Source organism: Pseudomonas sp. LAMO17WK12:I1, from assembly GCF_900177315.1.
Classification (GTDB): Bacteria; Pseudomonadota; Gammaproteobacteria; order Pseudomonadales; family Pseudomonadaceae; genus Aquipseudomonas; species Aquipseudomonas marginalis.
This window is the reverse complement of the sequence record NZ_FWZV01000024.1, coordinates 23,513-37,140: the sequence shown is the minus strand read 5'-3', so window position 1 is coordinate 37,140 and position 13,628 is coordinate 23,513. Positions and strand designations below refer to the sequence as shown.

The following is a 13,628-nucleotide window of genomic DNA, read 5'->3' as shown; positions in this document are numbered from 1 at the left end:
TCGCATCGACTTTTACGCCTTGTCTGATAGGCTTTCGGCCTGAAATCGCAAAACCTGAGTACTGCCTGATTTTTCACAGAATTTTTGCAGGCCGGCATTGACCATGGTCAACACCGGGCACTTGAGTGCGCTCGTCAGTGAACCATTAAAAGATTGATAAGGCATGCCACCGCGCATGACCTTTGGGGGAAGCATGGATTTTTGGACCGCCATTCAGGCATTGATTCTTGGCGTCGTGGAGGGGCTTACCGAGTTCCTGCCGATCTCCAGCACCGGACACCAGATTATCGTCGCCGATTTGCTCGACTTCGGCGGCGAACGCGCCATGGCGTTCAACATCATCATCCAGCTGGGCGCGATCCTCGCGGTGGTCTGGGAATTCCGGCGCAAGATCCTCGATGTGGTCACCGGCTTGCCGACCCAGCGCAATGCCCAGCGCTTCACGGTCAACCTGCTGATCGCGTTCCTGCCGGCCGTGGTGCTGGGGGTGATCTTTGCCGACCTGATCCACCATTACCTGTTCAACCCGATCACCGTGGCCGCCGCGTTGGTGATCGGCGGCATCGTCATGCTGTGGGCCGAGCGCCGCGAGCATGAAGTGCACGCCGAAAGCGTCGATGACATCACCTGGAAAGACGCGCTCAAGGTCGGTTTTGCCCAGTGCCTGGCGATGATCCCGGGTACGTCGCGCTCCGGCTCGACCATCATTGGCGGCCTGCTGTTCGGCCTGTCGCGCAAGACCGCCACCGAGTTTTCGTTCTTCCTGGCCATGCCGACCATGGTCGGTGCGGCGGTGTACTCGGGCTACAAATACCGCGACCTGTTCCAGCCGGCGGACCTGCCGGTGTTCGCCATCGGCTTCGTCACCTCGTTCATCTTCGCGATGATCGCGGTCAAGGGCCTGCTCAAGTTCATCGCCAGCCATAGCTACGCGGCGTTCGCCTGGTACCGCATTGCGTTCGGTCTGCTGATCCTGGCGACCTGGCAATTCGGCTGGATCGACTGGGCAGCGGCCAAGGCATGATGATTCAGCATCCGCGCTTGAAAGCGGCGATCTTTGTGCTGCTGTGCGCCGCGCCGCTGGTGGGGTCGGTATTGGTGTGGCAACGCGGCGAAACCGTGATCCCGCTGGTGGCCTATGGGGTGGTCAGCATGATCGCGTTTTTCCTGTACTGGAGCGACAAGCGCAAGGCCCGCACCGACAGTTGGCGCACTCCGGAAAACATCCTCCACGCCGTGGAACTGGCGGGCGGCTGGCCGGGGGCGCTGATTGCCCAGCAGGTGTTCCGGCACAAGACACGCAAGGTGTCTTACCAGGTGCTGTTCTGGGTGATCGTGCTGTTGCACCAGGTGTTCTGGCTGGACCAATTGTTCCTCGGTGGCACGCTACTGTCCGTTCTCTAGCAGCAACCCCACCTGTGTGCGCTTGGGCAATTTGCTCACCACCAACTGGTGGGAGCGCTGCAACAGGCTACGCAGTTCCTCGGCCCCCAGCGGGTAGGGCGTGTTCATGATGATCCACTGCGCGCGTGCCAGGTACGGCGCCGGGTGGATGCCGGGACGGTCCACATGGCCGAGGAACAATTCCTTGTCGACCTTGAACGCCAGCGAGTCGCCGCGCAGGTTTTGCAGGGCAAACATCTTGTTGCCTGCTATCGAGAACACCCGCACGCCACCCCATTTGTAGTCTTCCCGCGCGCCGGGCAGGCTCAGGCAGAACGTTGCGACCTGTGCTTCGGTCATTTTCATAGCAGGCGGTCTCCGCAGCTTTTGAAGCCTTCTTCCAGGTAATCGATCCAGGCGCGAATCGCCGGCAGCACGCCACGGCGATGCGGGTAGACGGCCTGCAGCCAGCCGCCCGGCAACGACCATTCCGGCAGCAATTGTACGAGCCGGCCGCTGGCCAGTTCTTCTTCGCAGTACATCATCGGCAGCACGGTAAAGCCCAGGCCCATGATGGCGCTGGCCTTGCGTACGTTGAAGTCATCGACGCCCAGGCGCGCTTCCATCACCAGGTCGTGGGGGTTGCCTTCGGGATCGAGGATGCGTTGGTGCACCATGCGGTCTGCTTCCAGCGCGCCGAGTATCGGCAGTTGCTTGAGGTCGTCGAGGCTGTTGATGTGCCGACCGTGCAAAAAGTTCGGGCTGGCGACCAGTGCCGTCTGGGCCGGGCGCAGGCGCTTGGTGACCAGCAGCGGGTCTTCATCGCCCAGTTCGCGCACGCGCAGCGCCACATCGATGCCTTCGGCTACCAGGTCGACACGGCGGTTGACCAGGGTCATCTCCAACTGCACCTGGGGGTGGGCGGCCAGGAAACCCGCGACCACATCCGGCATCATGTTTTGCGCCAGGCCCACCGGACACGTCACCCTCAGCCGCCCACGGGGTTCGCTGGACATGCTGGCGACGGCCTCGTCGGCCATTTCCGCTTCGAGCAGCATCGCCTGGCAGTGGCGCAGGTAGCGCTCGCCGACGGCGGTCAGGGTCAGTTGCCGCGTGGTGCGTTGCAGCAGGCGCGCGCCGAGGCGTTCTTCCAGCTCGGCAATGCGCCGCGACAGCCGCGACTTGGGAATGCCCAACAGCCGCCCGGCCGCCGCAAAGCCGCCGGCTTCGACGACTTTGGCAAAATAGTAGAGGTCGTTGAGGTCTTGCATGGTCAGCCTATTGTCCTGTCAGTGGGACAAACTATCGCATTTCAGGCGTCTTATCGACTATTGGTTTCATGCGTAGCATCCCCTCCATCTGATCGCCACTGTCGATCCCACCCTCGGAGATCCACCATGAAACTGTTGCACATCGATTCCAGTATCCTCGGCGACAACTCGGCTTCCCGGCAGCTCAGCGCTGGCGTGGTCAAGGCCTGGCAAGCGGCCGAGCCAGGTGTGGAAGTGACCTACCGTGACCTCGCCAGCGAAGGCATCAACCACTTCTCCGGCGCGACCCTGGGCGCCCTGGGCACCGCCGCCGAACTGCGTGACGCCGCACAACAGCACGAGGCCGACCTGAGCGCCAACAGCCTGGCCGAATTCCTCGCCGCCGACGCCGTGGTGATCGGTGCGCCGATGTACAACTTCACCATTCCAACCCAGTTGAAAGCCTGGATCGACCGCATCGCCGTTGCCGGCCAGACCTTCCGTTACACCGAAGCGGGCCCTGAAGGCCTGTGCGGTAACAAGAAAGTCATCATTGTGTCCACCTCCGGCGGCATGCATGTCGGCCAGGCAACCGGTGTGGCCCACGAGGAATACCTCAAGGTGATGCTGGGCTTCCTCGGTATTACCGACATCGAATTCGTCCGCGCCCATGGCCTGGCCTACGGTGATGAAGTGCGCAGCAAATCCCTGAGCGACGCCAACGTGCTCATCAACGAACAATTGTTCGCTGCTGCGTAAGGCTTGTGTAAATTTCGCCTCTGCTCGGTTTCAATCCGAAGCCGGGCGCCTAAACTCTGTATTCTTGTCGCCTGAAACGACCGGAGTACGGAGTTTTTTCGTTTACCCGCTGTCATTACTTTGGCCCAGGTTATGCACGCATGGGTTTATCACCCGATGCGAGTGCCTTGAACCATGGACTTTTCATATAGACATGCCGCGGGTGTTGAACGTGGTCACGCAGCAAAGGTGGACATCCTCATGATGCGTCTTTGTGCTGTTATGGTTCTTTCCCTGCTCGGCGGCCTGATTTCAGTGCACGCCGCGCCCGCGCCGCACCCCCATTGGAGTGTGGGCTTCCACCGCATGAGCTTTCTCGACCCGCTGGACCTGCAGCCGATGAAAGCCGTGGCCTTCTACCCGTCCACCGACGATGAACACAGCACGCAACTGGGTCCCTACCACGTCGCCGCCAGCGAAGATTCCAAGATCGCCATTGGCCGCTTTCCGATGTTGATGCTGTCCCATGGCAACACCGGTACGCCGCTGGCCCTGCATGACCTGGCCACCTCCCTGGCGCGCAAAGGCTTTGTGGTGGTCGCGGTGTTGCATCCCGGCGATAACTATAAGGACCACAGCCGCCTGGGCACGGTGAGTAACCTGTACGGCCGGCCGATCCAGATTTCCGAAGCGATCACCGCGACCCTGGCCGACCCGATGCTGTCGCCGTTCGTCAACGTCGATCAGGTGGGCGTTATCGGCTATTCGGCCGGTGGCGAAACCGCGTTGATCCTGGCGGGAGCCAAGCCGGACTTCGACCGCCTGCGCCGCTATTGCCAGGAACGCCCCGAAGATCGTGATGCCTGCACCACCAAGGGCGAACTGGTGGTGGACCGTGACGACCTGCAACCGCAATCCGACCCGCGCATTCATGCCTTGATGTTGATGGCGCCGTTGAGCCTGATGTTCGGCCGCCACACCCTGGCCGACGTGCATGTGCCGGTGCTGCTCTACAGCGGCGATGGCGACAAGCTGGTGGCGGTCGACAAGAATGCCGCCGCCCTGGCACGCAAACTGCCGGAGCCACCGGACTTCAAGCTGCTGGCGGGGGCAGGGCACTTCGTGTTCATGGCGCCGTGCGACAGCGACCAACTGGCCGCGATGCCGGCCATCTGCACCGATGCGGACGGCGTCGACCGTGAAGGCATCCACCGCGACCTGATCTCCGAGGCCGGGCGTTTTTTCACCCATACCCTCGGCCAGGCTACCCGCGCCGGCTTGCAGACCGCCGATCAGTAAGCGCGGCGCTTGAGCAGCAAGGTCACGCCCAGCGCCGTGACCGATAACAGCGCTGCGCAGAAGAAAATCCAGCTGTAACCCAGGTTCAGCGCCACGGCGCCCATCAACGGCCCGGCAATCGCCAGGGCCAGGTCGAAAAACACCGCATAGGCACTCAGGCCGGCACCGCGGCTGCTGTTGGGCACCTGCTTGATGGCCTCAACGCCCAGCGCCGGGTACACCAGCGACAAGCCAAAGCCGGTCAGCCCTGCACCGATCAAGGCTACGCCGGTGGACGGTGCCAGCCATAGCAGTGTCAGGCCCAGGGTCTCGATGATCATGCAGGCAATCGCCGCCCTGAAGCCGCCAAACCGGCTGATCGCGGAGATGAACAGCAGCCGCGAGAGGATAAAACATACGCCAAACACCGTGAGGCAGTACGCCGCGCCGGCCCAGCCGCGATTGAGGTAATACAGGGTGATAAAGGTGGTCAGGGTGCCGTAGCCGATGGATGCCAGGCACAGGCTGGCACCAAAGGGTGCGATGCGCCCGAACACCGCCCAGAACGGCAGGCGCTCGCCACGCACCACCGGCACCGAGGGTTTGTTGCGGATCAGCATCAGGCCCAGCGCCGCCAACACCGACAGCGCGATACCCAGGCTGGTGTAGCCATATTCGGCGACCATCACCACTCCGAGCGGCGCGCCGATGGCGATGGCACCGTAGGAGGCAATGCCATTCCACGAAATCGACCGCGCCGTGTGCTCCGCCCCGACCTGGCCCATGCACCAACTGATGGTGCCCACGCCGATCAGACCCTGGGCCACGCCCAGTAACAGCCGGCCGACGATCAGAATCCCCAGGCTCAGGCTGGGCAGGCTGTCCACCAGGGTGGCGAAGAACGTCAATACACCGCTGACCAGGATGCCCGCCAGCCCCAGCACAATCGCGCGCTTGGTGCCGACGTTGTCGGACATGCGCCCGGCCATGGGGCGGCTGAGCAGGGTTGCCAGGTACTGCGAGCCGATGGTAATCCCGGCCACCACCGCACTGAAGCCCAGTTGCTCATGGACATAGCCCGGGATTACCGCAATCGGCAGGCCGATGCAGATAAAGGCGATGAAGGTGTAGAACACGATGGAGACGATCTGCAGGGTGATCGACAGGGAGGAGGGGGCGGCGTTGGACATGGGCACTCGTTCGCGGGCGGGCGGTGAATGCATCATGGCAAGGGCTTGGGGGAAAAGGAAGCAGGCTAACTACTTTGGCTGAGAAACCGTCCTACTGTGGCGAGCGGGCTTTTGTGGTGAGCAGGCTTGTTGTGGTGAACGGGCTTTTGTGGTGAGCGGGCTTGCCCCGCGCTGGGCTGCGCAGCAGCCCTGAAAACGAACACCGCGTTTTGCCTGGCAGAATGCGGTGTTTTTTATTGGGGCTGCTGCGCAGCCCAGCGCGGGGCAAGCCCGCTCACCACAAAAGCCTGCTCACCACAAAAGCCCGTTCACCACAACGAGCCTGTTCCCCAGGGTTTCACGTCGCTACTGTTAGAACACCACGCCCTGGCTGCGCAGGTAATCGTCGTAGGTGCCGCTGAAGTCGATCACGCCGTTGGCGCTCAACTCGATGATGCGGGTGGCCAGGGACGATACGAACTCACGGTCATGGCTGACGAAAATCAGCGTGCCCGGGTAGTTCTCCAGCGCCAGGTTCAGCGCCTCGATGGATTCCATGTCCAAGTGGTTGGTCGGTTCGTCCATGATCAGCACGTTCGGCTTTTGCAGGATCAGCTTGCCGAACAGCATGCGGCCTTGCTCACCACCGGAGATCACCTTGACGGACTTCTGGATTTCATCGTTGGAGAACAGCATACGACCCAGGGTGCCACGGATCATTTGCTCGCCTTGGGTCCACTGGCCCATCCAGTCGAACAGTGTGACGTCGTCTTCGAAGTCGTGGGCGTGGTCCTGGGCGTAGTAGCCCAGTTCCGCGGCGTCGGTCCACTTGATGCTGCCGGCATCCGGGGTCAGTTCGTTGACCAGGGTGCGCAGCAGGGTGGTCTTGCCGATACCGTTCGGGCCGATGATCGCCACGCGCTCGCCGGCTTCGATCTGGAAGCTGAAGTCCTTGAACAGCGGCTTGCCGTCGAAACCTTTGGCCATGCGCTCGACGATGACCGCCTGGCGATGCAGCTTCTTGTTCTGTTCGAAACGGATGAACGGGCTCACACGGCTCGAAGGCTTGACCTCGGCCAGTTGGATCTTGTCGATCGCCTTGGCGCGGGAAGTGGCCTGCTTGGCTTTCGAGGCGTTGGCCGAGAAGCGGCTGACGAAGGACTGCAGCTCGGAGATCTGCGCTTTCTTCTTGGCGTTGTCCGACAGCAGTTGCTCGCGGGACTGGGTCGCCACGGTCATGTACTCGTCGTAGTTGCCCGGGAACAGGCGCAGCTCGCCGTAGTCCAGGTCAGCCATGTGGGTGCACACGCTGTTCAGGAAGTGACGGTCGTGAGAGATGATGATCATCAGGCTGGAGCGCTGGGTCAGGATGTTTTCCAGCCAGCGGATGGTGTTGATGTCCAGGTGGTTGGTCGGTTCGTCGAGCAACAGCACTTCCGGGTCCGAGAACAGCGCCTGGGCCAGCAACACACGCAGTTTCCAGCCGGGGGAGACTTCGCTCATCGGGCCGAAATGCTGTTCCAGGGGAATACCCAGGCCCAGCAGCAGTTCACCGGCACGGGATTCGGCGGTGTAGCCGTCCATCTCGGCGAATTCGGTTTCCAGCTCGGCCACGGCCATGCCGTCGTCTTCGCTCATTTCCGGAAGCGAGTAGATACGGTCGCGCTCGGCCTTGACCTTCCACAGCTCCTCGTGGCCCATGATCACGGTGTCGAGCACGGTGAATTCTTCGTAGGCGAACTGGTCCTGGCGCAGCTTGCCCAGGCGCACATTCGGCTCCAGCATGACCTGGCCGCCGGACGGATCGAGGTCGCCGCCGAGGATTTTCATGAAGGTCGACTTGCCGCAACCGTTGGCACCGATCAGACCATACCGGTTGCCGGCGCCGAACTTGACCGAGACGTTCTCAAAGAGCGGCTTGGCGCCGAACTGCATGGTGATGTTAGCTGTGGAGATCAATTACTTTACCTATCAATGGGTTGCGAGCGTGGCGGCAGGAGCCTTCAGGCATGCATCAACAGCGACATTAAGGCGCGAAACCCGGTCGCTGAGCAAAAAATGGGGGATGTGTGTTGGAATTTGGCGCGCATTGTCGCATATGTCAGGCGACAGTTGTATGGCGGCCGACGACGGATGTTCAGCGTTTTGAATGTGGCAAGCCGTTCTCGACGAGGCCGCGCTCAGTAAGTTGTTGCGATTGCCTGTGCGAGCTGCATATCGGTCATGGGGCGCGTGTGAGGGGCCGAGCGGTAGTGTAGAGATGCCTGCTCAAACTGAGCGCCGCGAATTTCGCCCTCGGAGCCAATGAATGCAAGGGCATCATCCTTCGCTTTTTTCATTACTGAGGGCGAGTAGACCGTGAATGCCGTGGTCCCGCCGAGGACAATGGTCGGGAACAGGGTGGTGGCGCTCAGCGCTCTCTCGACCGGGTTCTCCACATACCATGCCATAGCGTTGGTGCTGATCGATGCCATGAGGGCGATTGCCAGCGTCTTCCAGGAATTCATTCTTCGATGCTTCCATTGCGGTCGAAGGACGCACGGTAACAGAGTCGGCTGAGCGCCAGAAACCCGGCCCGTCAGCAATTAAACACAGGCGCATAACGCTCTTCGCGTTTCTTGAAATGAATCGGGGCCATAGGGACTTTTTCACCGTTGACGAATATGTCCGGGAAGGTGAGCGTGAAATCATCCATGTCGCCTTGGCCCAATGCTGTCCCTTTGAACTCGCTGTGGAATGTTTTCCTGGGGTCGAAACCGGTTTTGAGTTGTTCAATGGTGACAGGATAGCTTTGCCCATTCGCCAGGGTGACCGTGACAACGGGCGACGCTGCACTGACCCAAAGCGCCGGGTCGGCCTGTTTGACGGCTGCTGTGCTATTGGATGGGTAGAGCCGTCCGAACAGGCGCAGTTCAGCGGCGGTTGAGCGCTGGTTACCCGGCCAGCTGGATGTGCCGGGTGGCGCCACATAGACCAGCACATGAACCCAGTTGAGTTCTTCTGCCAGTGGGGCATAGCTCATCGCCGCTTTCGGGCCGGGGCAGGTGCGCGAAAGCAGGGCGTTGCTGCCCACCGTCGACTCCGGATGCAGATAGGGCCCCGTGCTGCATCCTGCGAGCAGAAGCAGTAGCGGATACAGGATGTATTTCTTCATAGGGGCAACTCCATTTGCTGTTTGGGTTCGGCGCACAGTGTCGCTTATATCATGCGGCAGATGCGTGGGGGGCCAAGATGGGCTTCGCCAGCGTCTCCGGCATCGCCAGCCATAACAGCGCCAACGCGACGCCCGCCACCCCGGCCAGGGTGAGGAAGGCCGCATTGTAGCCCGCCTGCTGCACCACAAAACCGGCCAGGCTGCTGCTCAAGGCCGCGCCCAGCCCAAATACGGTGGACAGCGCCCCCAGGCTGACGTTGAAACGCCCGGTGCCCTGGGTCAGGTCCTTGACGATCACCGGGAACAGCGCACCGAAGATCCCTGCGCCGATACCGTCGAGCATCTGCACGGCCACCAGCCAGTAGGGATCGCTGGACAGGGTATAGAGCACGCCACGCAGCGGCAGGATCATGAAGCCGAACAGCAACAGCGGCTTGCGCCCCCACACGTCGGCCTTGCTGCCCACCAGCCAGGCCATCGGCACCATCACCAATTGTGCGGCGACAATACAGGCCGAGGTCAGCGGCGTGGCCATCTGCAGGTTGATCTGCGAGAGCTTCTGGCTGACCAGTGGCAGCATCGCCGCATTGGCCAGGTGGAAGAGGGCGCAGCAGACGGCAAACAGCAATAACGGCCGGTTGGCCAGCAAGACCGCAATGCCGGACGGCTGCTCATGGTCGCTGTGGTGGGCAGGGTCGAAGCCCCGGGCCACCTCATGGTCGATCGCCTTGGCCGAGACGCAACTGACCGCGACGACGCTGGCCACCGCCATAAAGGCCATCAGGTAGAACACCACCACGGGGCCGAACAGGTACGCCAGGCCACCGGCCAACAGCGCCGCCACAGCGTTGCCGGCGTGGTTGAAGGTTTCGTTGCGCCCGGTGCGCCGGGTGAACGCACGTGGCCCGGTAATGCCCAGGGAAATCGCGGAAATCGCCGGCGCGAACACCGAGGCGGCGATGGCACTGGCCGCCTGGGTCAAGGCAACCAGGCTGAATGAACTGACGAAGGGCAGCAACAGGCAACTGCCGGTCACCAGCAGGGCGGCAACGGCAATCACAGCGCGTTTGCTGCGCGTGCGGTCGATCAGGGCACCCGCCGGGCCCTGGGTGATCAGCGCGGCGATACCTGCCAGGGTCATGACTACGCCGATACTGGCCGGATCCCATTTGTGCACCGCCAGCAAGTAGATGGCCAGGTATGGACCGAGGCCGTCGCGCACATCCGCCAGGAAAAAATTCAGGCTGTCCAGGGACAGGGTATTACGCAGGTCGGCGTGTGTGGCCATGATCAGGACTTCGCAGGGGGGCGTTCAAAGGCTGAACACTCATTGCGCTAGTGACCTGCGCGCAGTTCATTTAGTTTCGCCTGCTGCTGGGGTTTTAATCTGCGGGCTTGTGGCTTATTTTCTTTGCCTCGCCGTATGACTTATCTGGAGACGCAATGGACATGCCCTCAGCTCAACAGGCGATTGCCTGCAACAAGGACGCCTGGGATCAATCCGCCGACCTGCACAAAACCACCGAGACCTGGAGCGCCCTGCTTAACGGGGTCCGCGACCCTGGGTTTTCGTGTCTGGACCCCACCCTTACCGGGCTGTTGCAAGACATCGGCGTTGCCGGCAAAGAGGTGGTGCAGGTGTGCTGCAATAACGGCCGCGAAAGCCTGTCGCTGTTTGGCCTGGGCGCGTGCTCGGTGGTCGGTGTGGATCAATCCCGGGCGTTCCTGCAGCAGGCCCGTGAGCTTGCCGACGTTTCGCCCCACAACCCGGAATTCATCGAAAGCGATATCCACCAGTTGCCATCCCGCTTGCACGAGCGCTTCGACATTGCCTTGGTGACCATCGGCGTGCTGGGCTGGATGCCGGATGTGGCGCTGTTCATGCGCCATGTTGCGAGGACCTTGAAACCCGGTGGCACGCTGGTGATGTATGAAACCCACCCGTTTCTGGAAATGTTCGACCCGCGCGCGCCAGACCCACTGTTGCCGGCCAGTTCGTACTTCCAGCGTGAGCCTTTTGTGCTGCAGGAGTCGATTGTCTATGAGGGGCAGGGCGAAGTGGCGGGGCCGACCTCCTATTGGTATGTGCACACCCTGGGGGATGTGGTGAGCGCGGCGATTGCTGCGCAATTGCAGATCGACCATCTGCAGGAATATGCCCACTCCAATCGCGAAGAACTTTACGACCAGTACGAGCACCAGCCTGCCCAGTTGCCCCTGTGCTTCACGCTGGCCGCCACCAAGCGTCCCGCCTGAGCCGATTCGCACCAGGCAAAAAAAAGCCCGCGAACTGGCGGGCCAAGGGATTTACTGGAGTAGGTAGGCTTCACCCTATAGGGCTGAAAGTGAAGGCTTTGTGAAAATGCTGTCACGCGTTCGGATGGCGTACAGCATCAAGCGCGGCGCACGAAAGTGCGCATGGTTTGGCCTGGGCCGGTACTGAACACGATGGGCCTGGGCATACCTTCATCCGCCGCAATGAACACAAATGAATCCCCCTCGAGGCGATAACTGGCGGGCAGGTGCTTACCGGCGTCATCGCCCAGGGCGTCCACCCAGGTAATGCTTTTGGGAACCATGCTGCTGTCGAGGAAAAACCGACCCGCCAACAACACCTCGCCACTGACGGTCTTCACTTCGAAGCGGTCGCCGCTGATAGTGGTTAAAGCACCCGGAGCGCTGTGGGCATCGATGGGATTGAGTACGCCACTGTCTTCGAGTGAGGTTTGCTCCCAGGCGCCTTGAAGGGCTTGAATATCTGGGTCTGAAATGGATGACATACAAAGTCCTTTTTGTTGTAGGGTTAATTGCCGGCCGTTCCAGACGGTGCGGCGTTTTTTATCATCTGATATTGGGAATATATGTAGGAATTATCGTGTTTTTTAGTTTTTTTTGTAATTTTTCCTTTAATAACAGGTGATCAGCGTTACTTTGTCTGCCCGTCGGGCAACGTCTCATAACAGACCGTCTATGCTCGTGGTGTTTGTCAGAGAAGACACCCGTGTAACTGAAATGAAACCTCTGGCTGCTTAGGTGTGAAGATTCATTCAATTGGGTGGTTGACGTTGCCCCCTGTTTATTCAGTTGTTATTCAGGTCTGAGTTTTTGGGCGCTGGATTTCAATTCATCAGGGTTTACGTAATTTGAACAACATTCCCCAGCTCCACCAACGGTTGACATCGGACGAAATTGATCTCTTTGAACTGTTTCACGCGATATGGAAGCAAAAAAAATGGGTCATCGGTTGTACGATCCTGGCAGGCCTCCTGGGAGTAGGTTACGCGCTTCTTGCTCCCAGGGTTTACCAGGTCAGCAGTGTACTGCGGCCAGCGGCGATCAATGAGCTGGATGCCCTAAACCGTTCAGAAGTCTACAAGTTGCCGCCGGGCGACGCGTTGGCCAAGGTCGGGGCACAGTTGGAGTCCTATCAGGTGCGGCTGGGCTTTTTCAGGGCCAACCCCGCACTGTTCGAAGACCTCAAGCGGCCGGGGCAAAACCTGGAGCAGAGCTTTGAAGCGTTCAACAACAACGCCATCAACCTGGTGATGCCTGATTCGAAGAAGTCCGACGCAGTCAACAACGCTTACCTTCGCCTGGAAATGCAGTACCCCACGGGGATCGATGGCGCGGCCATTCTCAATGGATTCGTCGACTACGCCATTGCCCAGGAACGCACCCAGATTGGGGCCGACCTCAAGGTGATCGTCAATAACCGCCTCAACGAACTCAAGGGTAAGATCGACGCTGCGCGTGACAACTACGAAAAGGGCAAAGCGTCGAAGGTCGCCAGGTTGCTGGAGGCCGATAAAGTCCAACGCGCGCGCTTGCAGGATGAACTCACGGCTTTGCGCTTGCAGATGAAGATGGAACGCACCAACCGCCTGGCAGAACTGGCCGAGGCGATCTCGATTGCCAGGTCCGTTGGCATCAAGAACCCCACGACCCCCTTATCCATGGGAGGGGATGCGCTGAATGGATCGAACCAGGTGATGCGCACCGTGGTGACTAATCAGAAGGCTCCTTTGTACTTCATGGGTACCGAAGTGCTGGAGGCGGAGCGGGCCGCGCTGCAACAGCGCACCAACGATGATTTCACCAACAGCAGGGTAGCCGAGATCGCCAAGGAACTGCGCATGCTCGACACTAACCGTGAAGTCGAGGTTCTCAACAGCCGTAAAAATGAAGATATGTTCCTGCCGGACGTCGAACCGCTGTGGGCGGAAGAGGCGCGGTTGCGCAGCCTGAATATCGACATGAGCGCGCTGAAACTGGTCACTGTGGATCGTCAGGCACAGGCGTCGCCGAACCCGATAAAGCCAAGGGTGGGCATTATCATCTCGCTGAGCGTAGTGGCTGGCCTGATGCTGGGGATGCTCGTGGTCCTGATACGGCATTTCGTGCAGGTACGGCGCGCAATCGGGCCGTTTTCGGTATTCGAGGATCGCCAGTTGCCTCGTCAATAGGTCGGGCCGAACGCCTCTCGGGCTGTTGCGCGGCCAGCCCGTCGAGGCGTCTGCCAGGCACATTCGGTAGACAGGTTTTCACAATTCTTGATTAACTTTTGGTTACAAACTGTGGCTAAATAACTGCCACGGACCACGTATCGGGACATTACTCAGCCGTTCGTGCCAATTGTGTGAATTGTGATTTCAGATG

14 protein-coding genes are annotated in these 13,628 nt (G+C 60.4%); 6 read left to right on the top strand and 8 right to left on the bottom strand.

The features are described from left to right. Positions 1-193 precede the first annotated feature (193 nt). Together B9N88_RS31060 and B9N88_RS31055 are read left to right on the top strand one after the other, a co-directional pair. Entirely contained in the window at positions 194-1,024 is an 831-nt protein-coding gene (locus tag B9N88_RS31060) for an undecaprenyl-diphosphate phosphatase (RefSeq protein ID WP_027607910.1), read from the top strand. Further along, positions 1,021-1,404 carry a DUF1294 domain-containing protein gene (locus B9N88_RS31055; protein ID WP_027607909.1) on the top strand — a complete coding sequence of 128 codons (384 nt, stop codon included), beginning with the start codon at positions 1,021-1,023 and terminating at the stop codon, positions 1,402-1,404. Before B9N88_RS31060 ends, B9N88_RS31055 begins: the two co-directional genes overlap by 4 nt. On the opposite strand, the gene B9N88_RS31050 is transcribed toward B9N88_RS31055, so the two are convergent. Continuing rightward, positions 1,387-1,749 (bottom strand): MmcQ/YjbR family DNA-binding protein, encoded by a 363-nt coding sequence (locus B9N88_RS31050; protein ID WP_027607908.1) that lies wholly within the window; start codon positions 1,747-1,749, stop codon positions 1,387-1,389. The two genes, B9N88_RS31055 and B9N88_RS31050, sit on opposite strands and share 18 nt — an antisense overlap. Further along, positions 1,746-2,654, bottom strand: coding sequence for a LysR substrate-binding domain-containing protein (locus B9N88_RS31045; protein ID WP_027607907.1), 909 nt, complete (start codon positions 2,652-2,654; stop codon positions 1,746-1,748). The genes B9N88_RS31050 and B9N88_RS31045 overlap by 4 nt, the downstream gene beginning before the upstream one ends. A 126-nt stretch (positions 2,655-2,780) precedes the next feature. Here B9N88_RS31045 and B9N88_RS31040 point away from each other — a divergent pair, with 126 nt between their 5' ends. Continuing rightward, entirely contained in the window at positions 2,781-3,392 is a 612-nt protein-coding gene (locus tag B9N88_RS31040) for an FMN-dependent NADH-azoreductase (protein WP_027607906.1), read from the top strand. 240 nt (positions 3,393-3,632) lie between these two features. Beyond that, positions 3,633-4,670 carry an alpha/beta hydrolase family protein gene (locus B9N88_RS31035; protein WP_027607905.1) on the top strand — a complete coding sequence of 346 codons (1,038 nt, stop codon included), beginning with the start codon at positions 3,633-3,635 and terminating at the stop codon, positions 4,668-4,670. Here B9N88_RS31035 and B9N88_RS31030 read toward each other — a convergent pair. The 5 genes from B9N88_RS31030 to B9N88_RS31010 form a co-directional block, all read right to left on the bottom strand. Further along, positions 4,664-5,839 carry an MFS transporter gene (locus tag B9N88_RS31030; protein ID WP_027607904.1) on the bottom strand — a complete coding sequence of 392 codons (1,176 nt, stop codon included), beginning with the start codon at positions 5,837-5,839 and terminating at the stop codon, positions 4,664-4,666. The two genes, B9N88_RS31035 and B9N88_RS31030, sit on opposite strands and share 7 nt — an antisense overlap. A gap of 351 nt (positions 5,840-6,190) precedes the next feature. Beyond that, positions 6,191-7,777: an ABC-F family ATPase gene (locus B9N88_RS31025; protein WP_027607903.1), complete on the bottom strand. Its 1,587-nt coding sequence runs from the start codon at positions 7,775-7,777 to the stop codon at positions 6,191-6,193. A 221-nt stretch (positions 7,778-7,998) separates the two neighbouring features. Further along, positions 7,999-8,325, bottom strand: a complete 327-nt coding sequence (locus tag B9N88_RS31020; RefSeq protein WP_027607902.1) for a DUF2388 domain-containing protein — start codon at positions 8,323-8,325, stop codon at positions 7,999-8,001. 71 nt (positions 8,326-8,396) lie between these two features. Further along, a complete protein-coding gene (locus B9N88_RS31015; protein ID WP_027607901.1) occupies positions 8,397-8,972 on the bottom strand; it encodes a hypothetical protein in 576 nt (191 codons plus the stop codon). 49 nt (positions 8,973-9,021) lie between these two features. Then, a complete protein-coding gene (locus B9N88_RS31010; RefSeq protein WP_027607900.1) occupies positions 9,022-10,260 on the bottom strand; it encodes an MFS transporter in 1,239 nt (412 codons plus the stop codon). A 155-nt stretch (positions 10,261-10,415) separates the two neighbouring features. Between B9N88_RS31010 and B9N88_RS31005 the strand changes: the two genes are divergently transcribed. Then, on the top strand, positions 10,416-11,228 hold the full coding sequence (locus B9N88_RS31005; RefSeq protein WP_027607899.1) for a class I SAM-dependent methyltransferase: 813 nt from the start codon (positions 10,416-10,418) through the stop codon (positions 11,226-11,228). Between the two features lie 137 nt (positions 11,229-11,365). Here B9N88_RS31005 and B9N88_RS31000 read toward each other — a convergent pair whose 3' ends face one another. Continuing rightward, complete coding sequence (locus B9N88_RS31000; RefSeq protein WP_027607898.1) at positions 11,366-11,752, bottom strand: TIGR03067 domain-containing protein; 387 nt, start codon at positions 11,750-11,752, stop codon at positions 11,366-11,368. Between the two features lie 363 nt (positions 11,753-12,115). On the opposite strand from B9N88_RS31000, the gene B9N88_RS30995 reads away from it, so the two are divergent. Then, positions 12,116-13,435 carry a Wzz/FepE/Etk N-terminal domain-containing protein gene (locus B9N88_RS30995; protein ID WP_081744489.1) on the top strand — a complete coding sequence of 440 codons (1,320 nt, stop codon included), beginning with the start codon at positions 12,116-12,118 and terminating at the stop codon, positions 13,433-13,435. Positions 13,436-13,628: the final 193 nt, after the last annotated feature.

What these genes read in the sequence shown, in the direction of transcription:
- B9N88_RS31045 (WP_027607907.1), bottom strand. Translation starts at nt 2,654, where the DNA reads ATGCAAGACCTCAACGACCTCTACTATTTTGCCAAAGTCGTCGAAGCC.
- B9N88_RS31010 (WP_027607900.1), bottom strand. Translation starts at nt 10,260, where the DNA reads ATGGCCACACACGCCGACCTGCGTAATACCCTGTCCCTGGACAGCCTG.
- B9N88_RS31060 (WP_027607910.1), top strand. Translation starts at nt 194, where the DNA reads ATGGATTTTTGGACCGCCATTCAGGCATTGATTCTTGGCGTCGTGGAG.
- B9N88_RS31020 (WP_027607902.1), bottom strand. Translation starts at nt 8,325, where the DNA reads ATGAATTCCTGGAAGACGCTGGCAATCGCCCTCATGGCATCGATCAGC.
- B9N88_RS31040 (WP_027607906.1), top strand. Translation starts at nt 2,781, where the DNA reads ATGAAACTGTTGCACATCGATTCCAGTATCCTCGGCGACAACTCGGCT.
- B9N88_RS31035 (WP_027607905.1), top strand. Translation starts at nt 3,633, where the DNA reads ATGATGCGTCTTTGTGCTGTTATGGTTCTTTCCCTGCTCGGCGGCCTG.
- B9N88_RS31000 (WP_027607898.1), bottom strand. Translation starts at nt 11,752, where the DNA reads ATGTCATCCATTTCAGACCCAGATATTCAAGCCCTTCAAGGCGCCTGG.
- B9N88_RS31050 (WP_027607908.1), bottom strand. Translation starts at nt 1,749, where the DNA reads ATGAAAATGACCGAAGCACAGGTCGCAACGTTCTGCCTGAGCCTGCCC.
- B9N88_RS31005 (WP_027607899.1), top strand. Translation starts at nt 10,416, where the DNA reads ATGGACATGCCCTCAGCTCAACAGGCGATTGCCTGCAACAAGGACGCC.
- B9N88_RS31055 (WP_027607909.1), top strand. Translation starts at nt 1,021, where the DNA reads ATGATGATTCAGCATCCGCGCTTGAAAGCGGCGATCTTTGTGCTGCTG.
- B9N88_RS31015 (WP_027607901.1), bottom strand. Translation starts at nt 8,972, where the DNA reads ATGAAGAAATACATCCTGTATCCGCTACTGCTTCTGCTCGCAGGATGC.
- B9N88_RS31030 (WP_027607904.1), bottom strand. Translation starts at nt 5,839, where the DNA reads ATGTCCAACGCCGCCCCCTCCTCCCTGTCGATCACCCTGCAGATCGTC.